This window comes from Amycolatopsis sp. NPDC004378 (genome assembly GCF_053602455.1).
This window is the reverse complement of sequence record NZ_JBSGDR010000003.1, coordinates 295,301-320,031: the sequence shown is the minus strand read 5'-3', so window position 1 is coordinate 320,031 and position 24,731 is coordinate 295,301. Positions and strand designations below refer to the sequence as shown.

The following is a 24,731-nucleotide window of genomic DNA, read 5'->3' as shown; positions in this document are numbered from 1 at the left end:
ACCGCCCTTCCGGGGTGCGAGCCCTACAGGTACTGACCGGTGTTCGTGGCGGTGTCGATCGCCCGCCCCGAGTCCTGGTTCTTGCCGGTGACGAGCGTGCGGATGTAGACGATCCGCTCGCCCTTCTTGCCGGAGATCCGGGCCCAGTCGTCCGGGTTGGTGGTGTTCGGGAGGTCCTCGTTCTCCGCGAACTCGTCGACGATCGCGTCGAGCAGGTGCTGCACGCGGAGACCCGGCTGCTTGGTCTCCAGCACCGACTTGATCGCCGACTTCTTCGCCCGGTCCACGATGTTCTGGATCATCGCGCCCGAGTTGAAGTCGCGGAAGTACAGGACTTCCTTGTCCCCGTTGGCGTAGGTCACCTCGAGGAACCGGTTCTCGTCGCTCTCCTCGTACATCCGCTCGACCGTGTGCTGGATCATCGCGTCGAACGTCGCCTTGGCGTCGCCGCCGAACTCGGCGAGGTCGTCGGCGTGGATCGGCAGGCCTTCGGCCAGGTACTTGGAGAAGATGTCCTTCGCGCCTTCGGCGTCCGGACGCTCGATCTTGATCTTGACGTCGAGCCGGCCCGGCCGCAGGATCGCCGGGTCGATCATGTCCTCGCGGTTGGAGGCGCCGATGACGATGACGTTCTCCAGGCCCTCGACACCGTCGATCTCCGACAGCAGCTGCGGCACGATCGTGGTCTCGACGTCGGACGAGACGCCCGACCCACGGGTCCGGAAGATCGAGTCCATCTCGTCGAAGAACACGATCACCGGGGTGCCTTCGGAGGCCTTCTCCCGCGCCCGCTGGAAGATCAGGCGGATGTGCCGCTCGGTCTCCCCGACGAACTTGTTGAGCAGCTCGGGACCCTTGATGTTCAGGAAGTAGGACTTCCCGTCCGCCGAGTCGCCCCGCGCCTCGGCCACCTTCTTCGCCAGCGAGTTCGCCACGGCCTTGGCGATGAGCGTCTTGCCGCAGCCCGGCGGGCCGTAGAGCAGGACGCCCTTGGGCGGCCGCAGCTGGTACTCCTGGTACAGGTCGGCGTGCAGGAACGGCAGTTCCACCGCGTCGCGGATCTGCTCGATCTGCCGGGTGAGGCCACCGATGTCCTCGTAGCGGACGTCCGGCACCTCCTCCAGCACCAGGTCCTCGACCTCCGCCTTCGGCACGCGCTCGTACGCGTAACCGGCCTTGGAGTCGACCAGCAGCGAGTCGCCCGGCTTGAGCGGCTGCTCGGCCAGCAGGTCGGAGAGCAGGACCACCCGCTCTTCGTCCGCGTGCCCGACCACCAGCGCGCGAAGGCTGCCGCCCTCGACGTCGGCGGCGAGCACCTCACGGAGCGCGCACACCTCGCCGGTGCGTTCGAACCCGCCCGCCTCGACCACGGTGAGCGCCTCGTTGAGCCGCAGCGCCTGGCCGCGACGCAACGACGAGAGCTCGACCGCGGGCGAAACGGACACCCGCATCTTCCGGCCGGCCGTGAAGACGTCCACCGTGTTGTCCTCGTACGCCTCGACGAAGACGCCGTACCCGGACGGTGGCTGGGCCAGCCGGTCGACTTCCTCACGGAGGGCGAGGAGCTGTCCTCGCGCCTCACGCAGGGTTTCGACCAGTTTGGTGTTGCGTTCGGTGAGCTGGCTCACCCTTTCCGAGGCCTCGGCGAGTCGCTGTTCGAGAACTCGGTTCTGCCGTGGCGAGTCGGTCAGTTTGCGGCGCAGCAGCGCCACTTCCTCCTCGAGAAAACGGATCTGCCGAGCCTGCTCGTCCGCCGTCGTCCCAGCTCCGGATGTTGCTGAAGGGTCGGCCTCCTCGCGCCGACCTCCGGGAAGGTCATGATGCATCGGGCACCTCCTCGGAGTGCTTTTCATTCCACGGTACCGGCGATCACCGACAAGAAAAGGCCTTTCCGGATCACAAGATCGGCGCGTCGCGGTTTCCTCGCCTGGTCCAGCACGGACATTCCCGCAGCGCAAGCGGCCATTTCGGTACCCTGGCACGGGCGCGTCGCGAGGTCGGCCGGGCTGGGACGAACCAAGCACGTCGGGAGTACCCGCGCGGGCGAGGCGCCAACCCTGCGGGAGATGACGATTCCGACGAGTTCCGCCCTAACCGCGCGGCGGGGGAGCCCGATGGCTAGCATCGGCCCGACATCGGCCACGTCACGGCCGGGTCCGGAGTCGAAGGAACGCGAGGGGGCACCACCGATGACCTACCCGCCGCAGCAACCGGGCGGCTACGGCCAGCAGCCCGGGGGGTACGGGCAGCAGCCCGGGCCGTACGGTCAGCAGCCGGGCGGCTACCCCCAGAGCGGACCCCAGCCCCAGCCGGGCTACGGCGGCACGCAGCAGTTCGGGCAGCCCGGCCCCTACGGCCAGCCCCAGCAGGGCGGTTACCCGCCCCAGACGGGCCCTCAGCCCCAGCAGGGCTACCCGCAGTACGGGCAGCAGGACCAGTGGGGCCAGGCCCCCCAGCAGGACCAGTGGGGACAGCCGCAGCAGGGCTACGACCCGTACGGGGGCGGCGGCTTCGGCGACGCGCCCCCGCCCAAGAAGAAGAAAACCGGGCTCATCGTCGGCATCGCGGTCGCCGCGGTGGTCATCATCGGGGGCGGCGCGACCTGGTTCATCCTCGCCAACAAGGACGACAGCTCGACCGCGGCCCCGCCCGCGAGCAGCTCGCCGGCGCCGAAGACGACCCCGAAGAGCAAGACCACCCCGCCGACCAGCCCGTCGACGAAGGGCAGCAAGCCCGCCGGCGGCCCGGCCCCCGGCGGCAAGCCGAGCTCGCAGGAGCTGTTCGACTCGACGATCGCCGCCTACAACGCGGGCGACGAGAAGGCGCTCGGCGACGTCATCTGCCGCAGTGTCTACGAGGGCACCACCGGGCAGATCCCGAAGGTCACCGTCAAGCTGACCGGCACGCCGACGGACACCGGGGACAAGTCCACGGTGCGGTACTCCGCCACGGACGGCAAGGCGACCAAGGTCGGCACGATGTCGGCCCAGAAGGAATCCGACCTGTGGTGCCTGTCCAACGTGCGGGCGGACGGCTCGTGAGCCTTCGCCGTCGGTGAACCGGGCGCTCGTCGCCGGGCTGGTCCTGCTCGGCGTGGCCGCTGCGGGCGTGGTGCTGGGACTGCTGCTGGTCGCGCCGTCCGGCTCCGCGCCCGCTCCGTCGAGCCCGCCACCGCCGGTGACCCGCCCGTCGACGTCGGCCGCACCCGACGCGATCGACACGGCGGCCGTGAACGTCCTGGCCCGCCAGATCGTCGCGGCGATCGCCCACCACGACTCGGCGGCGTTCGGCAAGCTCACCTGCAAGCCGCAGACCGCCGAGGCGCTGGCCGGGCTGCAGCGCACGTGGGACGCGGCCGGGCCGGTCACCGCGACCCTGGCCGGGCCGCCGGAGGTCCGCGGCGAGTCCGCGACGGCGAAGGTGCACGTCGAAGCGGCGGGCGGGACCAAGGACACGCCCTTCCCCCTGCACAAGGAGAGCGGCCGCTGGTGCGTGCCGGGCTGACTACCCCTTGCCCTTGCTGGGCCGGCGCGACACGCGCGGGGACACGGTGCCGTCCGCCAGCCGCCGCGCGGTGAGCAGGAACGCCGTGTGCGCCACCATCCGGTGGTCCGGGCGCACCGCCAGGCCCACCACGTGCCACGGGCGCATCAGCGTTTCCCACGATTCGGGCTCGGTCCAGCACTGCTGCTCGCGCAGGGACTCCGTGACCCGCGAAAGCTGCGTCACGGTCGCGACGTAGACCGTCAGCACGCCACCCGGGACGAGGTGGGCCGCGACGTTCGGCAGCTGGTCCCACGGCGCCAGCATGTCCAGCACGACCCGGTCGACCTCGCCCTCGTGCGAGGCCAGGTCCGCGACCGTCAGCGACCAGTTCGCGGGCTTCTCGCCGAAGAACTTCACGACGTTGTGCTCGGCGTGCACGGCGTGGTCGTCACGGATCTCGTAGGAGTGGACGCGGCCTTCCGGGCCGACCGCGCGCAGCAGCGAGCAGGTCAGCGCACCGGAGCCGGCGCCGGCCTCGAGCACGCGGGCGCCCGGGAAGATGTCGCCCCACATCACGATCTGCGCGGCGTCCTTCGGGTAGATCACCTGCGCGCCACGGGGCATCGAGAGCACGTAGTCCGGCAGGAGGGGCCGCAGGGCCAGGTACGTCGAGCCGCCGGCGGACGTGACCACCGAGCCCTCGGGACGGCCGATAAGGTCGTCGTGGGCGAGCGCGCCGCGGTGGGTGTGGTACTCACCGCCGTCGGCCAGCGTGAGCGTGTAGTGCCGCCCCTTCGAGTCGGTCAACTGCACCCGATCACCCGCGCGAAACGGTCCGCTGACCGACAACACTTCCTCCTGTACCCCGAATGGCCGACGACAGATCTTCGCAGGCCGCCCGGGCTCCGGCGTCAGCGGGTGCGGCGGTTCAGCGCGGCGCGCAGATCGTCCCGGCGCAGCACGCCCGCGGGGCGGCCCTCGTCGTCGACCACCAGGAACTGCCACGCCGGGGTTTCGCGGACCCGCTCGACGACGTCCTCCCCCGGTTCCGACGCCAGCAGCACGGTTTCGGCCCGGATCGGCTCGGCCGCCAGTTCGGCGGGCGCGTGCGGCGACGTCCCGGCCAGCCGCTCGGCCGCGCCCGTGTCCAGCAGCCCGGCCGCGACGCCGTCGGCGCGGACCAGCACCACGCCCCGGCCGGCCGACGCGGCCAGCGCGTCCGACACCGGGCTTTCGGCGGGCAGCTGCAGCACCGGTCGCACCAGCTCGCCGAGGTCCAGACCTTCCGGCCAGGTGCGGCGGGCCTCCGCGGCCAGCTCGGAGCGCGCGCCGAGGATCACGAACCACGCCGTGACGATGCAGACACCCAGGCGCAGCCACCGGTCCGGGCTGGCCGTCGCCAGGCCCCAGATCGCCCAGACGAGCAGGCCCGCGGCGACGACCGCCCCGCCCGCGACGGCGGCGCGCGTGCCCTTCGCGCGGATCCCGGTGGCCGCCCAGACCCCGGCGCGGACCAGCCGGCCGCCGTCCAGGGGCAGCCCGGGCAGCAGGTTGAACACGCCGACGGCGAGGTTCGCCACCGCGCACTCGGCGATCAGCATCCAGACCGCGCCGTCCGGCGGCACAGCGAACATGAGCAGCCCGCAGAACCCGCCCAGCAGCAGCGACACCGCGGGGCCGGCCGCCGCGACCAGGCCTTCGTGGACGGGCCGCTTCGGCGTGCGCGCCACTTCGGACAGACCGCCCAGCAGGAACAGGCGCAGTCTCCGGACGGGGATCCCCAGCCGCAGCGCGGCCAGGCAGTGCCCGAGCTCGTGGGCGAGCACGGAGAGCCCCAGCAGCAGCGCGAACGCGCCCGCCAGCAGCCACGACGTCAGCGTGGAGGCGTCCGGGAGCAGCCGCCCGACCAGGGGCGCGTACAGCACGACGACGATCAGCGAGCCGATCCACCAGGACGGCGCGAGCAGCACGGGCACGCCGGCGACGCGGAACAGCAGGAGCCCGCCGTCCGAGACGACGGCCTGCCGGGTCCCCCCGGTGCCCTGTTCACTGGTCGCGGCCATGCCGGAGAGCCTAGAGCCCCCGGTGTGGGGAGCGGGTGATCCGCCCCCGGTGGTGTCGCCCCCGGACGGCCGGGCGCGGCGGTCGGCGTGGCCGCCCGGGCGTTGCGGTCGCCGGAACTGTCGTACCCCGGCGTTACGCTCTGCCCATGCCCGACGCCGACACCGTCACCACCGATCCGCCCGCGTCCGTCGCCACCGAGGTGCGGCGGCGGCCCGCGCTGTCGCCGTCCCGGGCCAGCGACTTCAAGCAGTGCCCGCTGCTCTACCGGTTCCGCGCGGTCGACCGGCTGCCGGAGGTCCCGACCAAGGCCCAGCTGCGCGGCACGCTCGTCCATTCGGTGCTGGAGCGGCTGTTCGCGCTGCCGGCCGCCGAGCGCGTCCCGGCGCAGGCGCGGGAGCTGCTCGGCCCGGCGTGGACGGAGCTGTCCGCGGACCGTCCGGAGTGGACCGAACTGTTCGACGGCGAAAAGCCCGAAGACCACGCGGACTGGCTGCGGTCGGCGGAAAAGCTGCTGGACGCCTACTTCGACCTCGAAGACCCGCGGCGGCTCGAGCCGGAGGCCTGCGAGCTGCACGTCGAGATCGAGCTCGGCTCGGGCGTGCTGCTGCGCGGCTACATCGACCGGCTCGACGTCGCGCCGACCGGCGAGATCCGGGTCGTGGACTACAAGACCGGCGCCGCGCCGCGCGAAATCGGCGAGGCCAAGGCGATGTTCCAGATGAAGTTCTACGCCGTGGTGCTGTGGCGGCTGCGCGGGATCGTGCCGCGCCAGCTGAAGCTGATGTACCTCACCGACGGCCAGTCGCTCGCCTACACGCCCGACGAAGCCGAGCTGCTGCGCTTCGAACGCACGCTGGAAGCCATCTGGCAGGCCATCCTCAAGGCGGGCAAGACCGGCGACTTCCGGGCGAACAAGAGCAAGCTGTGCACCTGGTGCGACCACCAGGCGCGCTGCCCCGAGTACGGTGGCACCCCACCCGCATACCCCGGCTGGCCGGAGCCCGACGCGGGCGACGAGACGCCGCTGGACCGGGCCGACTGATGGCCGACGCCTTCTACGTGCCGCTCGGCGGCGACCGGTATTCCGCGACCGCCCACACGGCCGGTCCGTGGTCCTCCGACTCCCAGCACTTCGGGCCGCCGTCCGCGCTCCTGGTCCGCGCGCTCGAACACGTCGAACCCGCGCACCCGGCGGAGCTCGCGCGCGTGACGGTCGAAATCCTCGGCCCGGCCCCGGTCGCCGAGCTTTCCGTGCGGGCCCGGGTCGAGCGCCCGGGCCGGTCGGTGGAGCTGGTGCAGGCCGAGCTGGCGAGCGCCGAACGCGTCGTCGCGCGGGCGACGGCGTGGCGCATCGCGACCTCCGACACGGCCGAGATCGCCACCGACGCCGGCCCGCTCCTGCCCGCGCCGGACACCGTCACGGAGTCACCGTGGCCGGAGGGCTGGCAGGCCGGCTACCTCGACGCGGTGGAGTGGCGCGCCGTGCGCGGCGGCATGGACGTCCCCGGCCCGGCCGCCGTCTGGGCCCGGCAGCGCGTCCCGCTGGTCGACGGCGAGGAGCCGAGCGGGCTGCAGCGGCTGTTCACGGTCGCCGACTCCGGCAACGGCGTGTCGAACTACCTCGATCCGCGCAGGTGGTGGTTCATCAACTCCGAGCTGACCGTGCACCTGCGGCGGGCGCCCGCAGGCGAGTGGATCGGCCTCGACGCGGTCACCCTGGTCGGCACGCACGGCATCGGCACGGCGACGAGCATCCTGCACGACTCGGGCGGCCCGGTGGCCACCGGCGCGCAGGCCCTGATGGTGCGACCGCGACAGGCCGGGGGCGGATAGCCACCCACAACGGGCCCGCATCCAATAACCTTCGCGGAACGACCGACTTGAGGAGCGCTCCGGCATGCAGATCACCTCGGTGGTCAACCAGAAAGGCGGGGTCGGGAAGACCTCGCTCAGCGTCGGCACCGCGGCCGCGCTGGCCGAGCGGGGCCGGCGGGTGCTGCTGGTCGACCTCGACCCGCAGGGCCACGCGACGACCGAGATGCTCGGGTTGTCCGAGGTCCGCGGGGACGCGCCCACGCTGGCGAAGGCCCTGGCCAAGACGTGGAAGGGGCCGATCGAGGAGCTCGTCGTGCGGCACCCGCGCAGCAACCTCGGCAAGGGCGGCGCGCTCGACGTCGTACCGACCTCGCCGGGGATGTTCGACCTGATCCGGCGGCTCGACTCGTTCCGCGTGCCGGGCTGGCAGCTCGCGCGGGTGATCCAGTTCGCCAACTACGACCACTGCATCATCGACTGCCCGCCGGCGCTGGACGTGCTGACGAACAACGCGCTGGCGGCGTCGCACGGCATCCTGGTGCCGGTCCAGCCGGACAAGACGAGCATCCGCGCGCTGCGGCTGCTGGCCGACCAGGTCCGGTACGTCGAGCAGACGGTCGGGCGCCAGCCGCTGTCGTGGTTCGGGCTCGTGCCCAGCCTCTACCGGCGGCCGATCTCGCACTACGCGGCGGCCGCGCTGCAGGAGATGTACGAGTTCGGCATCCCGATGCTCTCGCACCTGCCGCTGGGCGTGGTGATGAACGAGGCGGCGGCGAACGGCGTCCCGGTGACGACGTACGCGCCGGAGACGTTGCAGGCCCTGTCGTTCCGCGAGATCGCGGCGACGCTGGACAGCTACCTGGAGCAGAACCGGGCCCCCGCGGTGGTCCCGGCCGACGAGGAGTTCGTTTTCGAGGACTTCATCTCGGAGGTGGCGGTCGCCCGCAACGCCAACGACAACGGTGCCCGCAAAGGGCTCTACGACCTGCTCCCGAAGAAGCCGAACCGGCCGCGCTGAGGTTTCCGCGCGGCCGGCCGGCTCGCCGGTCAGAGGCGGCAGGAGCGGATGTCCGACGCCAGGATCGCCTTGGCGCCGACCTCGGCCAGTTCGTCCATGACGAGGTTGACCTTCTTGCGCGGCACCATCGCGCGCACGGCCACCCAGTCTTCGTCGGCCAGCGGCGCGACCGTCGGCGACTCGAGACCCGGCGTGATGGCGATCGCGCGCTCGACGAGCGTCCGCGGGCAGTCGTAGTCCAGCATCATGTACTGCTGCGCGAAAACCACGCCGCGCAGGCGGGCGGCGAGCTGCGACTTGGCGCGGCTCTCCGCGGTGTCCGCCCGCTGGAGCAGCACGGCTTCCGACACGCAGATCGGGTCGCCGAACGCGACCAGGTTGTGCTGGCGCAGGGACCGGCCGGACTCGACGACGTCGGCGATCGCGTCCGCGACGCCGAGCTGGATCGAGATCTCCACCGCGCCGTCGAGCCGGATGACCTCGGCCTCGACGCCGTGGCGGGCCAGGTCGTCCCGGACCAGGCGCGGGTAGGACGTCGCGAGCCGCTTGCCCTGCAGGTCGGCCGGCTTCCAGTCCCGGCCCGCCGGAGCGGCGTAGCGGAACGTCGAGCCGCCGAAGCCGAGCGCCTGGATCTCCTCCACCGGGGCTCCGGAGTCCAGCGCGAGGTCGCGGCCGGTGATGCCGAGGTCGAGGTCACCGGAGCCGACGTAGATCGCGATGTCCTTGGGCCGCAGGAAGAAGAACTCGACCTCGTTCACGGTGTCGAGCACGGTCAGGTCGCGCTGCTCATGCCGCTTGCGGTAGCCCGCCTCGCCGAGCATCTCCGTCGCCGCGGCGGCGAGGGCTCCCTTGTTCGGCACGGCAACACGCAGCATTTCGCTCTTCTCCTCGTTCTTCACGCGAGATCTTCGCGCGACCCGTCACAGGTAGCGGTAGACGTCCTCGATCGACAGCCCGCGGCCGAGCATCAGAACCTGCAGCCGGTACAGCAGCTGGGAGATCTCCTCGGCGAGGCGGTCGTCGGACTCGTGCTCGGCGGCGATCCACACCTCACCGGCTTCCTCGAGCACCTTCTTGCCCTGCGCGTGCACCCCCGCGTCGAGGGCGGCGACGGTGCCGGACCCGTCGGGACGGGTGCGGGCGCGCTCGGCAAGCTCCGCGAACAGCTCATCGAAGGTCTTCACGGTCTGCAGATCCTTCCACCCCGGGCCCGGCCGTGCCGCCCCGGCCCGCCGCGGATGCCGCCGATCTCACACCGAAGTGGACGGCGCCTCCCGAGTACTGGGACGGCGTTCGAAGTCGAGGAGGTACCGCTTGCGCTCCAGGCCGCCGCCGTAGCCGGTGAGCGAACCGGTCGAGCCGAGCACGCGGTGGCACGGCACGATGATCGAGATCGGGTTCTTGCCGTTGGCGAGGCCGACCGCCCGCGCGGCCGACGGCTTGCCGAGCAGCTGCGCCAGCTCGCCGTAGGACGCGGTTTCGCCGTACGGGATCTCGAGCAGCGCCGTCCACACCGTCCGCTGGAACGGCGTCCCGGCGAAGGCCAGCGGCAGGTCGAACTCCCGGCGCTGCCCGGCGAAGTACTCCTTGAGCTGGATCTCGGTGCGTGCGAAGACTTCGGCCGAGCCGGGCGCGCCGAACGTCGCTTCGGCGGGCCGGTGGCGCTGCTCGTGCATGTACAGCCCGCAGAGGGCGGCGTCCTCGGCGACCAGGGTCAGCGGGCCGCAGGGACTGTCGACGACGGTGTGGGAACGCATGGGACCTCCTAGGCCGCGGGCATCCGGTTGATCGCGTGGTCGCCGGTGGCCCACAGGTGCTGGGTCGCGTAGGCGCGCCACGGCCGCCACTGCCCGGACCGGGCGACGACGGCGGCCTGGCCGCCGAGCCCGAGCGTCTCGGCGGCGTACTTGATGCCGAGGTCGGTGGGGAGGAACGCGTCGGGGTCGCCCAGGGCACGCATGGCGATGCTCTCGACGGTCCACGGCCCGAAGCCGGGCAACGCGGTCAGCGCAGCCCGGGTCGCGCCCCAGTCGCTGCCCGCGCCGAGGTCCAGCCCGGCCGTCAGGGCCTCGACCAGGGCGAGCAGCGTGCGACGGCGGCTGCGCGGCATGGCCAGGGTCTCCGGGTCCAGCGACGCCAGGGCCCCGGGCGAGGGGAACAGGTGCGTCAGGCCGCCCTCGGGGTCGTCGACCGGTTCGCCGTGCGCGACGACCAGGCGGGCGGCGTGGGTCCGCGCCGCCGCCGTCGAGACCTGCTGGCCGAGGACCGCGCGCACGGCGAACTCGGCGCCGTCGACCGTGCGCGGCACCCGGCGGCCCGGAGCGGCCGCGACCAGCGGCGCGAGCAGCGGGTCGGTGGCGAGCTGGTCGTCGACGGCGACCGGATCGGCGTCGAGGTCCAGCAGCCGGCGGCAACGGCTGGTGGCGGTCGGCAGGTCCCGGAGGTCGGCCAGGGTCAGCCGGCAGGCGATGTGGCCGTCCTCGGGCCGCAGCGCGACGACACCGTGGCCGTGGGGCAGCCGCAGCGTCCGGCGGTAGGCGCCGTCGCGCCACTCCTCGACGCCCGGCACGCCCGTCGCGACGAGGTGCCCGAAGAGGTTGTCCGGGCAGAGCGGCTTCCGGTAGGGCAGCCGCAGCACGATCGACCCGGCCGCGGCCGACGGCTTGCCCTTCGCGCGCTGCCGCAGCTCGGTCGGCGTGAGCGCGAAGACTTCGCGGACGGTGTCGTTGAACGTCCGGATGCTGCCGAACCCGGCGGCCAGGGCCAGCTCGGTCATCGGCAGCGCGGTCGTCTCGATGAGGGTCCGCGCGGTCTGCGCGCGCTGGGCCCTGGCCAGCGCCAGCGGCCCCGCGCCGAGTTCCGCGAACACCTGGCGTTCGACCTGCCGGACGCTGTAGCCGAGCCGGGCGGCGAGACCGCCGACGCCCTCGGTGTCGACGACGCCGTCGGCGATCAGCCGCATGGCCCGCGCGACGAGGTCGGCGCGTTCGTTCCACAGGGGCGAGCCCGGGCTGGCGTCGGGACGGCAGCGCTTGCACGCCCGGAACCCGGCCTGCTGGGCCGCCGCCGCGCTCGGGTGGAAGCTCATGTTCTCCGGCTTCGGCGGGACGACCGGGCAGCTGGGCCGGCAGTAGATCTTCGTCGTCAGGACCGCCGTGTAGAACCACCCGTCGAACCGGGCGTCCTTCGCCTGCACGGCCCGCACGCACCGCTCGAAGTCCTCATGCACACCGTCCAGCATCGCGGACCGGACGGACGGCGGCTAGCGGAAATGCGACCTGGGCGTGCTCAGCCCAGCAGGGCCGCCAGCGCCGGCACGTCGACGCCGACGAGCGAGTCGCGGAACACGCGCCGCTCCCCCGGCTCGACCTCGACGTCGTTCGGGATCACCAGCACGGTGCAGCCCGCCGAAACCGCCGACGCCGTGCCCGGCGGCGAGTCTTCGACCGCCACGCACCGCTCCGGCGCGACCCCCAGCAGTCCGGCCGCCTTGAGGTACGGGCGCGGGTGCGGCTTGTTGAAGCCGTCGACCTCGTCGCCGCACACCGTGACGTCGAAGAACTCGCGGCCGATCGTGTTCAGGGCCAGCTCGGTCAGGTCCCGCTCGGTCGAGGTGACCAGGGCCGAACGCAGCCCCGCTTCGCGCACCGCGGCCAAGGCCTCGCGGGCGCCCGGACGCCACGGCAGCGCGTCGTCGAACAGCCCGGCCGTCCGGCGCCGGATCTGGTCGCCGGTCGCGGCGACCGCTTCGGGCGTCACCGGCAGGCCGACGACCTCGAGCAGGTACGCCGACGTGTCGTCCATGTTGGACCCGACGAGGGTCATCCGCTGCTCTTCGGACAGCTTGCCGCCCAGCGCTTCCGCCGTCTCGTACAGGGCGACGTCCCACAGCTTCTCGGAATCGACCAGCGTGCCGTCCATGTCCCACAGCACGGCATCGAGTCCGTCCACAGTGGATCTCCCTCAGGTGTTGAAGTACTTGGCTTCCGGGTGGTGGCAGACGATCGCGTCGGTCGACTGCTCGGGGTGCAGCTGGTACTCCTCGGACAGCTTCACGCCGATGCGGCCCGGCTCGAGGAGCGCGACGATCTTCGCCCGGTCCTCGAGATCGGGACAGGCGCCGTAGCCCAGTGAGAACCGTGCTCCACGGTAGCCGAGCTTGAAGAAGTCCTCGACGTCGTCCGGGTCCTCTGAGGCGACCGCCACACCGCCGGGGAAGGTCAGCTCCTGCCGGATGCGGCGGTGCCAGTACTCGGCGAGCGCCTCGGTGAGCTGGACGCCGAGGCCGTGCACCTCGAGGTAGTCGCGATAGGCGTTCGCGGCGAACAGCTCGTTCGCGTAGTCGGCGATCGGCTGGCCCATGGTGACCACGGTGAACGGCACGACGTCGACCTCGCCCGCCTCGCGCGGCCGGTAGAAGTCGGCCAGGCAGAGCCGCCGGTCGCGGCGCTGGCGCGGGAAGGTGAAGCGCACCCGCTCGGGCGCGTCGAGCGACGGCTCGGTGAGCACGACCAGGTCGTCGCCCTCGGCGACGCACGGGAAGTAGCCGTAGACGACCGCCGCGTGCGCCAGGACGCCGTCCGCGGTCAGCCGGTCGAGCCAGTACCGCAGCCGCGGCCGGCCCTCGGACTCGACGAGTTCGTCGTACGTCGGCCCGGCGCCGCCGCGCGCACCCTTGAGGCCCCACTGGCCCATGAAGGTCGCGCGCTCGTCCAGCATCGCGGCGTAGTCGGCGAGCGCGACGCCCTTGACCACGCGGCTGCCCCAGAACGGCGGGGTCGGCAGCGGGACGTCGGTGGCGACGTCCGACCGCGCGGGTGGCGGCCCTTCGAGCGCTTCTTCCTCGGCCTTGCGGGCTTTCCGCGCCTCGGCGATGCGCAGTGAGCGTTCGCGGCGTTCCTTGCGCTCGGCGCGCTTCTTCTCCGCGTCGGCGTCGACGAGGGGCGACTCCCCGCGCTTGGCGGCCATGACCGCGTCCATCAGCCGCAGTCCCTCGAAGGCGTCACGGGCGTAGCGGACGTCGCCGAGGTACAGCTCGCTGAGGTCGTTCTCGACGTAGGACCGGGTCAGCGCCGCGCCGCCGAGCAGCACCGGCCAGCGCGCGGCGACGCCCCGGGAGTTCATCTCCTGGAGGTTCTCCTTCATGATCACCGTGGACTTGACCAGCAGCCCGGACATCCCGATCGCGTCGGCGCCGTGCTCGTCGGCGGCGTCGAGGATGGTCGTGATCGGCTGCTTGATGCCGAGGTTGACGACCTCGTACCCGTTGTTGGACAGGATGATGTCGACGAGGTTCTTGCCGATGTCGTGCACGTCGCCGCGGACGGTGGCCAGCACGATCCGGCCCTTGCCGGACTCGTCGCCGGACTCCATGTGCGGTTCGAGGTGCGCGACGGCGGCCTTCATGACTTCGGCGGACTGCAGCACGAACGGCAGCTGCATCTGGCCGGACCCGAACAGCTCGCCGACGGTCTTCATGCCGGACAGCAGCGTGTCGTTGATGATCTGCAGCGCGGGCCGCTGCTCGAGGGCCGCGTCGAGGTCGTCGGTGAGGCCGTTGCGCTCGCCGTCGACGATCCGGCGCTCGAGGCGTTCGAACAGCGGCAGGGCCGCCAGCTCCTCGGCGCGGGACGCCTTCGACGACGCCGCGCTGACCCCCTCGAACAGGGCCATCAGCTCCTGCAGCGGGTCGTAGCCTTCGCGGCGGCGGTCGTAGACCAAGTCGAGGGCCACCGCGCGCTGGTCGTCCGGGATCCGGGCCATCGGCAGGATCTTCGACGCGTGCACGATCGCCGTGTCCAGCCCGGCCTGGACGCATTCGTGCAGGAACACGGAGTTCAGCACCTGCCGCGCGGCCGGGTTGAGGCCGAAGGAGATGTTGGACAGGCCGAGCGTGGTCTGGACCTCGGGATGCCTCCGTTTGATCTCGCGGATCGCCTCGATGGTCTCGATGCCGTCGCGGCGCGACTCCTCCTGGCCGGTGGCGATGGTGAAGGTCAGGGCGTCGATGATGACGTCGGAGGTCCGCAGGCCCCACTTGCCGGTGATGTCGCCGATCAGCCGGGTGGCGATGTCGGCCTTCTTGTGCGCGGTCCGCGCCTGGCCTTCTTCGTCGATGGTCAGGGCGACGACCGCGGCACCGTACTCGCTGACCAGCTCCATGACCTGGGTGAACCGCGACTCCGGGCCGTCGCCGTCCTCGTAGTTGACCGAGTTGACCGCGCAGCGGCCGCCGAGCCGCTCCAGCCCCGCCTTCAAGACGGCCACTTCGGTGGAGTCGAGCATGATCGGCAGCGTCGACGCCGTGGCGAGGCGGCCGGCCAGCTCGGCCATGTCCGCGGTGCCGTCGCGGCCGACGTAGTCGACGCACAGGTCGAGCAGGTGGGCGCCGTCGCGGGTCTGCTCGCGGGCGATCTCGACGCAGTCGTCCCACCGGCCCTCCAGCATCGCGGTGCGGAACGCCTTGGAGCCGTTCGCGTTGGTCCGCTCGCCGATCATCAGCACGCTGGCGTCCTGTTTGAACGGCACTGCCTGGTAGAGCGACGACACGCCGGGCTCGGGACGTGGCCGCCGGGACACGGGCGCGGTTTCGGCGACGGCCGCGGCGAGCTGCCGGATGTGCTCGTCGGTCGTGCCGCAGCAGCCGCCGACCAGGCCCACGCCGAACTCGCGGACGAACCCGGTCAGCGCCTCGACCAGCGCCTCCGGGCCGAGCGGGTAGACCGCGCCGTCCGGGCCCAGCTCCGGCAGGCCGGCGTTCGGCATCACCGACAGCGGCACCCGGGCGTGCTTGGCCAGCTGCCGCAGGTGCTCGCTCATCTCGGCCGGGCCGGTGGCGCAGTTGAGCCCGATCAGGTCGATGCCGAGCGGCTCCAGCGCGGCCAGTGCGGCGCCGACCTCGGTGCCGAGCAGCATGGTCCCGGTCGTCTCGACGGTGATCGACGCCAGGATCGGCACGGACCGGCCTTCGGCGGCCATCGCCCGTTTCGCGCCGATGATCGACGCCTTCGTCTGGAGGATGTCCTGGGTGGTCTCGACGATCACCGCGTCCACGCCGCCGGCCAGCAGGCCGCGTACCTCTTCGCGGTAGGCGTCACGCAGCGTGGTGAACGGCGCGTGGCCGAGCGTCGGCAGCTTCGTGCCCGGGCCGACCGAGCCGAGCACGAACCGCGGGCGGTCCGGCGTCCCGAACTCGTCGGCGGTCTCGCGGGCCAGCCGCGCGCCCGCCTCGGCGAGCTCGAAGATCCGCTCGGTGATGTCGTACTCGGCGAAGTTGGCGAAATTGGCCCCGAAAGTGTTGGTTTCGACGGCGTCCGCCCCCGCCTCCAGGTACCCGCGGTGGACCGAGCGGACCACGTCCGGGCGGGTGACGTTGAGGATCTCGTTGCAGCCTTCGAGGCCGTCGAAGTCGTCCAGGCTCAGGTCGTGGGCCTGCAGCGCCGTGCCCATGGCCCCGTCGGCCACCAGGACGCGCGAGCGGAGGGCTTCGAGGAAGGACGACGACAGGCGGTCGGACATGCTGAACAGCGTAAGGCCGGTGGTCGTAGGCTGGGTTGGTGAGTGAGCCCGTCGACGAGACCCCGCGGCCGCCCGGCGACCGCCCCGAACCCACCCGGCCGCTGATGGTGGTCGCCTTCGAAGGCTGGAACGACGCCGGTGACGCGGCCAGCCGCGCCGTCGAGCACCTCCAGCTGAACTGGGACGCGACGCCACTGGCCGAACTGGAGCCCGACGACTACTACGACTTCCAGGTCAGCCGCCCGACCGTCCGGATGGTGGACGGTGTCACTCGCCGGGTGGACTGGCCGACGACCACGCTGTCCGTGTGCCGCCCGGCCGGGTTCGACCGCGACGTCGTGCTCGTGCAGGGCCCCGAGCCGAACATGCGCTGGCGGGCGTTCTGCGCGGAACTGCTGGAGCACATCAAGCAGCTCGACGTCGCCACGGTCGTGACGCTCGGTGCGCTGCTCGCCGACACCGCGCACACCCGGCCGGTCCCGGTGACCGGGACGGCGTACGACAAGGACACCGCGTCGCTCTACGGGCTCGACCTGAACAACTACCAGGGCCCCACCGGCATCGTCGGGATCCTGCAGGACTACTGCGTGCAGGCGGGCATCCCGGCCGTCTCGATCTGGGCCGCGGTGCCGCACTACGTGTCGCACCCGCCGTCCCCGAAGGCGACGCTGGCGCTGCTGCACAAGCTCGAGGACATCCTCGACGTCGAGATCCCGCTGGGCGCGCTGCCCGAGCAGTCCGAGGAGTGGCAGCGCACGGTCAGCGAGATGGCCGACGAGGACGAAGAGATCAGCGAGTACGTCCGCGGCCTCGAAGAGCGCGGCGACGCGCAGAGCGAGGTCGTGCCCGAGGAGGTCAGCGGCGACAAGATCGCCGCCGAGTTCGAGCGGTACCTGCGCCGCCGCGGCCGCGGCGGCGGACAGGAAGGCTTCGGCCTGCGCTGAGGGGCTACTTCAGCCAGCTGGTGGCGAACGCCCGGGCGGGGTTCGCCACCAGCATGGCGGTGACGACGTCGCCGCCGAGCAGCTTCGTCAGCCGCGGCGCCAGCGTCGTGAGCAGGTAGGACGCGCCCGGCTGGTCGCGCGCGGCGGCGGTCGTCGTGTCGCCGCCCAGCAGGATCCGGCCGCCGTGCCCGGCTTCGACCAGGGCTTCCAGCCCGTCGAACAGCCGCCAGTCGGTGGCGTGGTTGGCCCGCGACGGGCCGTCGAACCCGAGGAACACGCCGGTTTCGGCGGTCTCCCGCTGGATCCGGGGGTCCGGGTTGCGGTTGAGGTGCCCGAGGATCACCCGGTCCGGGGGCACGTCGAGCTTTCCGCACAGCAGCTCCACGGTTTCCAGGGCCGCCGTGCCGAGTTCGAGGTGCACGGCGATCGGCGCGCCGGTCTCCTGGTGGGCGACCGCGGCGGCGGTCATCGTCAGCCGCGCGTGCGAGTCGATCGTGTGGAACGCGCCGGCCACCTTGACCAGCCCGGCGCGCGGGCCGGTCCGCGGCTCGTCGGGCAGGTCGGCGGGCTGGGTGCCCTCGGTGAGGTCGGCGACGAACTCCGGCACCAGGCCGTCCACGACCCGGGCGATGGTCGCCGGCGCGTAGTGCTCCGCGCGGTGCAGGCCGGTGGCCGCGACGACGTGGACGCCGATTTCGCCCGACATCCTGGCGAGTTCCCGGGTCCGCCGGGTGAGGCCGTACGGCGTCCACTGGACGAGCGCCGAGCCACCACGCGCCTTGAAGTCGAGGAGCGTGCGGGCGGCCGCGGCCGGGTCGTCCAGCTCTTGACCCGGTAGCAGCTTCGAGGCGAAGAACAGGTGGTCGTGCGAGTCCGTCACGCCCAGTTCGGCCGGATCGATGTCGCCCAGCACCGTCCGCACCCGCGGGTCCCCAGTCACGCCGCCGAGTGTAACGCTTCACCCGTTACGATGGCGAGGTGCCCGAAGAGTTCCGCCTCGACATGGGGGCGCCCTGGTTGAACCTGCTCGCCACGCGCGGCCGGCACTTCGGGCCGCGGCCGGTCGAGCGGATTCCGACCGCCGAACGGCTGCGCGACTGGCTGGCCCGGGTCGACCTGACCCCGCTGGCGCAGGTCACGTCCGCCGACGTCCCCACGGCCCACCGGCTGAGAGAAGTGCTCCGCGCACTCGCGCTGGGCGCGGTCGACGGCGTCGCGCCGAAAGCCGATCAGGTCGACCCGCTGACGGCGTTCCTCACCACTGACCCCGTCCACCTGGCCGCCCTCGACCGGCTGCACCGCAGCGCCCCGCCGACCGCGGACGCGGCGTTCGCGCGGCTCGCGCACCAGGCGGCCGACTGGCTCACCGGGCCGCTGCGGCACGACCTGCGGGCCTGCCCCGAGCAGGACTGCCGGGGCGTGTTCGCCGATCCGGGCGGCCGGCGGCGGTGGTGTCCCTCCCCCGCCTGCGCCAGCCGGGGCCGGGTGCGCGCGCTCAGGGAGCGGCGGCGCGCCGGGTCATGACGGCCAGAGGATCCGGCGCATCGGCACCGCGCCCCGCGCCCGCTTCCGCCATTCGCGCGGATACCCCAGCGACACCTCTTCGAAGCGGACGCCGTCGGCCTCGGTCGTGCGCGGGATGTGCAGGTGGCCGTAGACGGCGATCTCCGCGCGGTAGCGCAGGTGCCAGTCCTCGGTCTTCGTGGTGCCGCACCACAGCGCGAACTCCGGCCAGTACAGCGGCGCGGTCGGGTGGCGGTGCAGCGGCCAGTGCGACATCAGGATCGTGCCGTGGTCCTCGGGGATCGCGTCGAGCCGCCCGGTGCTGATCTTGAGGCGGTCTTCGCACCACGCCTGCCGGCTCGGGTACGGGTCCGGGTGCAGGAAGTACTCGTCCGTGCAGACGACCCCGGCGGCGCGTGCCTGGCGAAGCGCCTCCTCCAGCGAGTGCCCCTCGGCCTCCGGCGTCCGCCAGCTGTAGTCGTAGAGCAGGAACAGCGGCACGATCGTCAGCGGCCGCGGACCGTACTCCCACACGGGGAACTCGTCTTCCGGCGTCAGCACGCCGATCTCGCGGCACTGCTCGACGAGGTACTCGTACCGGGCCTGGCCCCGCAGCTGGCAGGGGTCGTTGTGCGTCGTCCACAGCTCGTGGTTGCCGGGCACCCAGACGACCTTCGCGAACCGCTCGCGCAGCGTCTTCAAGGTCCCGATGGTCGCTTCGGCCCGCTCGGCGACGTCCCCCGCCACGAGCAGCCAGTCCTCGGGGGTCTCCGGGACGACCGAGTCGAGGATCGGGCCGTTGCCCTCGTGGGTCACGTGGAGGTCGCTGGTGGCGAAGAGGTGCGGCACCCCTCCACCGTAACCACCGGCTCCCGGGGATCTTCGCGAAACCTCCGGATCCTGGGCGATTTCCGGACCAGTGCCACGGCCCCGGCGAAGACGTAGACGCCGGCCTGGACGTTCAGCAGCACGGCCGGCCCGGTCGTCGCGACCAGCGTGCCCGCCAGCAGGGCGCCGACCGTCGTGAACGTGGCGATCGCGGCGAACGTCGTGCTCAGCACCCGGCCGGCCCGCTCCGGCGCGACCGCGCTCTGGATCTCCGACAGCACCCCGGCGCCGACGACCACGCCGGGCGCGCCGGCCAGGACGAACAGGCCGACGTACAGGCCGAGCGAGGTCGTCACGAAGGCGAGGTTCCAGATCACCGCGGACAGCACGCCCAGCGCGACCGAGCCCCAGCCCAGCAGGGCCGCCGGGGCCACCCGGCGCGCCACGGTCGCCAGCGCGAACCCGGCGGCCAGGCCACCGATCGCCTGGACGCCGCGCAGCAGGCCCGCGTCGGCTTCGCTGCCGCCCAGCACGTCCAGGACGTAGACCACGAACAGCACCAGGAACATGCCCTGGGCCAGGGAGGTGAAGACCAGCGCGAGCCCGGTCCGCCGCAGCCGGCGGTTGCCCGCCAGCTCCCGCAGCCCGTCGAGCCAGGCCCGCACCACCGGTTCGCGCTCACTCACCGGCACGGGCGCGGACACCCGCCGGAACGGCTTCGCGAGCAGTGCCGTCGCGACCACCAGCACGGCCAGGTAGCCCGTGATGACGTCCGTGAGCCCGCCGAAACCGAGCAGCGCCCCGCCGGCCCAGCCGCCGGCCAGCCGCGCGACGCTGCCGTTGACGCTCATCAGGCCGTTCGCCCCGGTCACCTCCGCGACGCCGACCAGCTCCGGCACCAGCGCGTTCCGCGCCGGTTCGAACACCGACGCGAGCGCCGCCTGCGCGGCCATCACCGCGTACACCACGACGACGTCCGGCTCGGCCAGCAGCGGCAGCGCCACGACCGCGAGGCCGCAGCAGACGCCGAACAGCACCGCGCGGCGGTTCCAGCGGTCGGCGACCACGCCGGCCACCGGGCTCAGCAGCACCGCGGGCAGCAGGCCCAGGACGATGCTGAGCGCCGTCGTCGCGGCGGAGCCGGTGCGCTGGAAGACGTAGACCGGCAACGCCACCTGCAGCATCCACTCGGCCGTCTCGCCGAAGAACGCGGCCACCCACAGCCGGGCGAAGGCCGGCACCCCCAGCAGCTCCTTCATTCCTCCGCCTTCCCCGAGTGCTCGATGCGCGGGAACGCCCGCAGGCCGACGTGCACCGGGCGGGCGCCGGCCGGGGCGTCGGCCCGGATGGCCCCGACGTAGGGCCGGACCAGCGCGTCGATGGCGTCCGTGAGGCGGGTCAGCTCCGCGGGCGTGACCCGCAGCGAGTACGAGGTGAACCCGGCCGCCGCCCGCCAGGCCGGGTCCAGGTCGTCCATCGAGTCGAGGTACCGCTGGGTCAGCTCCTGCTCGTTGGCCAGCGTCGCGCCGACCACCCCGAGCTGGGCCGCCCGGCGGACCGGGTCGTCGGCGATGTCGCCCAGGTCGAGCCCGACCTGGCGGGCGCGCCACGGCCGTTCGCGGCCGTCCTCCCCCTCGGCCCGCTCGACCAGCCCGTACTGCGCGAGCTGGCGCAGGTGCCAGCTGCAGTTGGACGCGGTCGAGCCGACCGCGTCGGCGCACTCGCTCGCGGTGCGCGGGCCCACGGACGTCAGGTGGTGCAGCAGGGCCGAGCGCAGCGGGTGGGACAGCGCCCGCAGCAGCTCGACGTCCTCGATCCGCCTGCGCGGCGGCAGCTCGGCCATCATCCCGCCAATCTGAAAGAGCCATTTCGAAAGGTTTCCTTCATAGTTGATCCCGCCTGCGGGTTTGTCAAGGCGATCCGCTATCGTTCGCGGGGCAGTGACTGCACAAGGCAGTGACTGCGCCGTGACCCGACCTTGGATGGACGTTGCCCGACCAGCGCGAACTCGCCACCGCCGCCGCCCTCGCCCTCCCCCGGTTCGTGGGCTCGACCGCGCTCTTCCACGCCGCGGTCGCCGAGCGGATGGCCGTCACCCCGACCGAGCTGCACTGCCTGCACCTGCTCCACGGCGGGGTCAGCGACTCCCCGACCGAGCTGGCCCGGCTGCTCGGGATGTCCACCGGCGCGTTCACGCGACTCCTCGACCGCATGCAGCGGCACCGGCTCGCCGAGCGCGCGCCGGATCCGGCCGACCGCCGCCGGCTCGTCGTCCGCCCGCTGCCCGACCGGATGGCCGAGCTCGCCGAGCTGTACGCGCCGATGGCCCGGTTCGTCGGGGAGCGGCTCGCCCGGCTGGACCGCCGTCAGCTCACGGCGTTGCTGGAGTTCCTGACGGACGGCACCGCGGCGGCCGAACGGTCGACGGGTCAGCTGCCGGATGTGACCCAGGCCATAACCAGTTGACTAACTCTACTGATGTTGCGTTAACTGGACCGCACTATGAGGAACTGAACCGCGCCCATCCCGCTTCCGAGGCGGCACCCGGTCGAGCTGACGCTCCCGCGTGCCACGACGCCCGGCGGGATTTCCGCTTCTTCCCATCCGGGCCCGGTGATGCGCAATGTCTCTCTTTCCCTTGCAGGCCAAGGACGTCGTCTTCGGCTACGGCACCCGCGTCGTCCTCGACGGCGTCTCGCTGACCGCCTCGGCCGGGCAACGGCTCGGCCTCGTCGGCGAGAACGGCACCGGCAAGTCCACGCTGCTGCGGCTGCTCGCCGGGCTCGAAGAACCCCGCTCCGGCGAGGTGCTCCGCGGCCCGGACGTCGGATTCCTGCTGCAGGAGCTGCCGTTCGGTCTGGACGCGACGTTCGCGGACGTCCTCGACGACGCGCTCGCCGACATCCGCGCCGCCGCGGCCCGGCTCGACGAGCTGACCGCCGCGATGACCGACCGGCCGGACGACGAGGCCGTGCTCGAGGAGTACGGCCGGGTACTGGAGTGGGCCCAGGCCCACGACCTCTGGGACGCCGACCGGCGCGCGAAGCTCGTCTGCGACGGGCTCGGCCTCGGCGGCGTCGACCCGGGCCGGCGGCTCGGGACGCTGTCCGGCGGCCAGCGGTCCCGGCTCGGCCTGGCCGCGCTGCTGATCCGGCAACCGGAGACGCTGCTGCTCGACGAGCCGACCAACCACCTCGACGACGCCGCGATGGCGTTCCTGGAACGCCACCTCACCGAGCTGACCGGGATCGTGGTGTTGTCGTCGCACGACCGGGTGTTCCTCGACGCCGTCTGCACCGACATCGTCGACCTCGACCCGGCCGCGGCCGACCGGCAGGCCGGCGGCGCGGTCCGCTACGGCGGCAGCTACACCGACTACCTCGGGCACAAGAAGGCCGAGCGGGCACGCTGGGAACAGCGCTTCGCCGAAGAACAGGAGGAGCTGAAGGAGCTTCGCGAGACCGTCGCGGTCACGGCGCGGAACGTCGCCTACGGCCGCGGCCCGCGCGACAACGACAAGTTCATCCACCACTTCAAGGGCGCCCGCGTCCAGAAGACGATCTCGCGGCGGGTGCGCGACGCCGAGCAGCGGCTGGAGAACCTCGAACGCGACCAGGTCCGCAAACCCCCGGCACCGCTGAAGTTCCGGGCCGAGCTGACCGGCCGCGCGACGGGCGACGGCCCGGCGATCTCGGTGCGCGACCTCGAAGTCCCCGGACGGCTCCGGTTGCCCCGCCTCGACGTCGACGGCTCGGCGCGGCTGCTCGTCACCGGCAGCAACGGCGCCGGGAAGTCGACGCTGCTGTCGGTCCTGGCCGGCCGGCTCACGCCCGCGGGCGGCACGGTCCACTTCGGACCCGGCGTCCGAGTCGGGCTGCTGGAACAGGACGTCGTGTTCGCCTCACCGGAGCGCACGGCCGCGCGGGTGTACCGGGACACGCTGGGCGAGGACGCTCCCCCGCTGGGCCACCTGGGCCTGCTGGCGTCCCGGGATCTCCGGCAGCCCGTCGGGGCGCTCTCGGTCGGTCAGCGGCGACGGCTGGCGCTGGCGATCCTGCTCGCCGAGCCACCGGACGTGCTCCTGCTGGACGAGCCGACGAACCACATTTCGCTGACCCTGGCGGAAGAGCTGTTCGCGGCGCTGGAAACGGCGCCGGGCGCGGTCGTCATCGCGTCCCATGACCGGTGGCTGCGCCGGGACTGGTCAGGCGACCGCCTGGAACTGGCGGCCGGCCGACCGGCCGCGGTATAGGCCGTTATACGGGCGGAGCTTTCGCGGGAAAGCTCCGCCCGTATCGTCAGAGGGTGATGCCGAGGAGGGCGTCGACCGCGATGCGGACGAGGCCGGGCGCGGTGGCGTCCGTGCCGTCGCGGCGCAGGGCCTCGCTCGCCCACGCGTCGATCGCGGCGAGGGCCTTCGGCGTGTCGAGGTCGTCGGAGAGGTGGTCGCGCAGCCGCGAGACCGTGTCCTCGGCCGACGGGCCGGCAGGCAGCGCGACGGCTTCGCGCCAGCGCGCCAGCCGCGTCTCGGCTTCCGCGAGGAGCGTGTCCGTCCACGGGCGGTCCGCGCGGTAGTGGCCGGCGAACAGCGCCAGCCGGATCGCGCCCGGGTCGACCTGGTCGGCCCGCAGCCGCGAGACGAACACCAGGTTCCCGCGCGACTTCGACATCTTCTCGCCGTCGAGGCCGATCATCCCGGCGTGGACGTAGTGGCGGGCGAACGGCCCGTCCTTGGCGACGGCTTCGGCGTGCGCGGCGCTGTACTCGTGGTGCGGGAAGATCAGGTCCGAGCCGCCGCCCTGCAGGTCGAACCCGAGGCCGAGCCGGTTGACCGCGATCGCGCTGCACTCGATGTGCCAGCCCGGGCGGCCCGGGCCGAGCTCGGACTCCCACGACGGCTCGCCCTCGCGCGCCACGCGCCACAGCAGCGCGTCCAGCGGGTGGCGCTTGCCGGCGCGGTCGGGGTCGCCGCCCCGTTCGGCGAAGAACTTCCGCATCGTGGGCTCGTCGTAGTTCGACTCGTAGCCGAACTTGCCCGTCGCCGTGTGGTCGAAGTAGACGTCCGGGAACTCCGGATCGTCCGCGCGGTAGGCGGCTCCGTTGGCCACCAGCTTCGCGATGACCTCGACGATCTCCGGGATGCTCTCCACCGCGCCGACGAACTGCTTCGGCGGCAGGACGCGCAGGGCGGTCATGTCCTCGCGGAACAGCGCCGTCTCGCGCATGCCCAGCACGACCCAGTCGTCCTTGTCCCGCTCCGCGCGCTCCAAAAGCGGCTCGTCGATGTCCGTCACGTTCTGCACGTAGTGGACGTCGTGCCCGTTGTCCCGCCAGACGCGGTTCACCAGGTCGAAGGCCAGGTACGTCGCGGCGTGCCCCAGGTGCGTCGCGTCGTAGGGCGTGATGCCGCAGACGTACATCCGGGCGGTGGCTCCAGGAGCGGTCGGGCGGATCTGCCCGGTGGCCGTGTCGTGGAGCCGCAGCGGGCGGGGGGTGCCGGGGATGCGGGGCACGTCGACCGATGACCAAGTCTGCATACCCCCGACTGTAAGCGC

Annotated in this window: 23 protein-coding genes; 9 read left to right on the top strand and 14 right to left on the bottom strand. The window is 72.5% G+C overall.

Annotated elements, in window-relative coordinates; genetic code table 11:
• Positions 1-23: 23 nt before the first annotated feature.
• Positions 24-1,826 carry a proteasome ATPase gene (arc, locus tag ACWEN0_RS13095; protein ID WP_451972579.1) on the bottom strand — a complete coding sequence of 601 codons (1,803 nt, stop codon included), beginning with the start codon at positions 1,824-1,826 and terminating at the stop codon, positions 24-26.
• Between the two features lie 363 nt (positions 1,827-2,189).
• Here arc and ACWEN0_RS13090 point away from each other — a divergent pair, with 363 nt between their 5' ends.
• Together ACWEN0_RS13090 and ACWEN0_RS13085 are read left to right on the top strand one after the other, a co-directional pair.
• The gene (locus tag ACWEN0_RS13090; protein WP_451972577.1) at positions 2,190-3,041 is read left to right on the top strand and encodes a hypothetical protein; all 852 of its coding nucleotides are present in this window, start codon (positions 2,190-2,192) and stop codon (positions 3,039-3,041) included.
• A 13-nt stretch (positions 3,042-3,054) separates the two neighbouring features.
• The gene (locus ACWEN0_RS13085; RefSeq protein ID WP_451972575.1) at positions 3,055-3,504 is read left to right on the top strand and encodes a hypothetical protein; all 450 of its coding nucleotides are present in this window, start codon (positions 3,055-3,057) and stop codon (positions 3,502-3,504) included.
• Here the strand turns inward: ACWEN0_RS13085 and ACWEN0_RS13080 are convergent, their stop codons facing one another.
• Together ACWEN0_RS13080 and ACWEN0_RS13075 are read right to left on the bottom strand one after the other, a co-directional pair.
• Positions 3,505-4,335, bottom strand: a complete 831-nt coding sequence (locus ACWEN0_RS13080) for a tRNA (adenine-N1)-methyltransferase (RefSeq protein ID WP_451972573.1) — start codon at positions 4,333-4,335, stop codon at positions 3,505-3,507. It lies immediately after the preceding gene.
• A 62-nt stretch (positions 4,336-4,397) separates the two neighbouring features.
• Entirely contained in the window at positions 4,398-5,549 is a 1,152-nt protein-coding gene (locus ACWEN0_RS13075) for a site-2 protease family protein (RefSeq protein ID WP_451972571.1), read from the bottom strand.
• A gap of 146 nt (positions 5,550-5,695) precedes the next feature.
• Here ACWEN0_RS13075 and ACWEN0_RS13070 point away from each other — a divergent pair, with 146 nt between their 5' ends.
• From ACWEN0_RS13070 to ACWEN0_RS13060, 3 genes are all read left to right on the top strand, one after another.
• Positions 5,696-6,592, top strand: a complete 897-nt coding sequence (locus tag ACWEN0_RS13070; RefSeq protein ID WP_451972569.1) for a RecB family exonuclease — start codon at positions 5,696-5,698, stop codon at positions 6,590-6,592.
• A complete protein-coding gene (locus tag ACWEN0_RS13065; protein WP_451972567.1) occupies positions 6,592-7,383 on the top strand; it encodes a thioesterase family protein in 792 nt (263 codons plus the stop codon). The genes ACWEN0_RS13070 and ACWEN0_RS13065 overlap by 1 nt, the downstream gene beginning before the upstream one ends.
• A gap of 64 nt (positions 7,384-7,447) precedes the next feature.
• Positions 7,448-8,383, top strand: coding sequence for a ParA family protein (locus ACWEN0_RS13060; protein ID WP_451972565.1), 936 nt, complete (start codon positions 7,448-7,450; stop codon positions 8,381-8,383).
• A gap of 29 nt (positions 8,384-8,412) precedes the next feature.
• Here the strand turns inward: ACWEN0_RS13060 and hisG are convergent, their stop codons facing one another.
• From hisG to metH, 6 genes are all read right to left on the bottom strand, one after another.
• Positions 8,413-9,258 carry an ATP phosphoribosyltransferase gene (gene hisG / locus ACWEN0_RS13055; RefSeq protein ID WP_451973304.1) on the bottom strand — a complete coding sequence of 282 codons (846 nt, stop codon included), beginning with the start codon at positions 9,256-9,258 and terminating at the stop codon, positions 8,413-8,415.
• A 45-nt stretch (positions 9,259-9,303) separates the two neighbouring features.
• On the bottom strand, positions 9,304-9,567 hold the full coding sequence (locus ACWEN0_RS13050; RefSeq protein WP_451972563.1) for a phosphoribosyl-ATP diphosphatase: 264 nt from the start codon (positions 9,565-9,567) through the stop codon (positions 9,304-9,306).
• Between the two features lie 66 nt (positions 9,568-9,633).
• Positions 9,634-10,140: a methylated-DNA--[protein]-cysteine S-methyltransferase gene (locus tag ACWEN0_RS13045; protein ID WP_451972561.1), complete on the bottom strand. Its 507-nt coding sequence runs from the start codon at positions 10,138-10,140 to the stop codon at positions 9,634-9,636.
• Between the two features lie 8 nt (positions 10,141-10,148).
• Positions 10,149-11,612, bottom strand: coding sequence for an AlkA N-terminal domain-containing protein (locus tag ACWEN0_RS13040; RefSeq protein ID WP_451972559.1), 1,464 nt, complete (start codon positions 11,610-11,612; stop codon positions 10,149-10,151).
• Positions 11,613-11,671: 59 nt separating this feature from the next.
• Positions 11,672-12,334, bottom strand: a complete 663-nt coding sequence (locus ACWEN0_RS13035) for an HAD family hydrolase (RefSeq protein WP_451972557.1) — start codon at positions 12,332-12,334, stop codon at positions 11,672-11,674.
• 12 nt (positions 12,335-12,346) lie between these two features.
• On the bottom strand, positions 12,347-15,901 hold the full coding sequence (metH, locus tag ACWEN0_RS13030; RefSeq protein WP_451972555.1) for a methionine synthase: 3,555 nt from the start codon (positions 15,899-15,901) through the stop codon (positions 12,347-12,349).
• A 38-nt stretch (positions 15,902-15,939) separates the two neighbouring features.
• Between metH and ACWEN0_RS13025 the strand changes: the two genes are divergently transcribed.
• Positions 15,940-16,845 (top strand): PAC2 family protein, encoded by a 906-nt coding sequence (locus ACWEN0_RS13025; protein WP_451972553.1) that lies wholly within the window; start codon positions 15,940-15,942, stop codon positions 16,843-16,845.
• Between the two features lie 4 nt (positions 16,846-16,849).
• Here the strand turns inward: ACWEN0_RS13025 and ACWEN0_RS13020 are convergent, their stop codons facing one another.
• Positions 16,850-17,785: a phosphotriesterase family protein gene (locus ACWEN0_RS13020; RefSeq protein ID WP_451972551.1), complete on the bottom strand. Its 936-nt coding sequence runs from the start codon at positions 17,783-17,785 to the stop codon at positions 16,850-16,852.
• Positions 17,786-17,823: 38 nt separating this feature from the next.
• Here ACWEN0_RS13020 and ACWEN0_RS13015 point away from each other — a divergent pair, with 38 nt between their 5' ends.
• Positions 17,824-18,369: a CGNR zinc finger domain-containing protein gene (locus ACWEN0_RS13015; RefSeq protein ID WP_451972549.1), complete on the top strand. Its 546-nt coding sequence runs from the start codon at positions 17,824-17,826 to the stop codon at positions 18,367-18,369.
• On the opposite strand, the gene ACWEN0_RS13010 is transcribed toward ACWEN0_RS13015, so the two are convergent.
• The 3 genes from ACWEN0_RS13010 to ACWEN0_RS13000 are packed head-to-tail and all read right to left on the bottom strand — an operon-like array spanning position 18,364 to position 21,019.
• Positions 18,364-19,197, bottom strand: a complete 834-nt coding sequence (locus ACWEN0_RS13010; protein WP_451972547.1) for a metallophosphoesterase family protein — start codon at positions 19,195-19,197, stop codon at positions 18,364-18,366. The genes ACWEN0_RS13015 and ACWEN0_RS13010 overlap by 6 nt on opposite strands.
• On the bottom strand, positions 19,161-20,435 hold the full coding sequence (locus ACWEN0_RS13005) for an MFS transporter (protein WP_451972545.1): 1,275 nt from the start codon (positions 20,433-20,435) through the stop codon (positions 19,161-19,163). Before ACWEN0_RS13005 ends, ACWEN0_RS13010 begins: the two co-directional genes overlap by 37 nt.
• Positions 20,432-21,019 (bottom strand): ArsR/SmtB family transcription factor, encoded by a 588-nt coding sequence (locus tag ACWEN0_RS13000; protein WP_451973302.1) that lies wholly within the window; start codon positions 21,017-21,019, stop codon positions 20,432-20,434. Before ACWEN0_RS13000 ends, ACWEN0_RS13005 begins: the two co-directional genes overlap by 4 nt.
• A gap of 146 nt (positions 21,020-21,165) precedes the next feature.
• On the opposite strand from ACWEN0_RS13000, the gene ACWEN0_RS12995 reads away from it, so the two are divergent.
• Together ACWEN0_RS12995 and ACWEN0_RS12990 are read left to right on the top strand one after the other, a co-directional pair.
• Entirely contained in the window at positions 21,166-21,642 is a 477-nt protein-coding gene (locus ACWEN0_RS12995; RefSeq protein ID WP_451972543.1) for a MarR family winged helix-turn-helix transcriptional regulator, read from the top strand.
• Positions 21,643-21,799: 157 nt separating this feature from the next.
• Complete coding sequence (locus ACWEN0_RS12990; protein ID WP_451972541.1) at positions 21,800-23,428, top strand: ABC-F family ATP-binding cassette domain-containing protein; 1,629 nt, start codon at positions 21,800-21,802, stop codon at positions 23,426-23,428.
• Positions 23,429-23,474: 46 nt separating this feature from the next.
• Here the strand turns inward: ACWEN0_RS12990 and mshC are convergent, their stop codons facing one another.
• Positions 23,475-24,713, bottom strand: coding sequence for a cysteine--1-D-myo-inosityl 2-amino-2-deoxy-alpha-D-glucopyranoside ligase (mshC, locus tag ACWEN0_RS12985; protein ID WP_451972539.1), 1,239 nt, complete (start codon positions 24,711-24,713; stop codon positions 23,475-23,477).
• Positions 24,714-24,731: the final 18 nt, after the last annotated feature.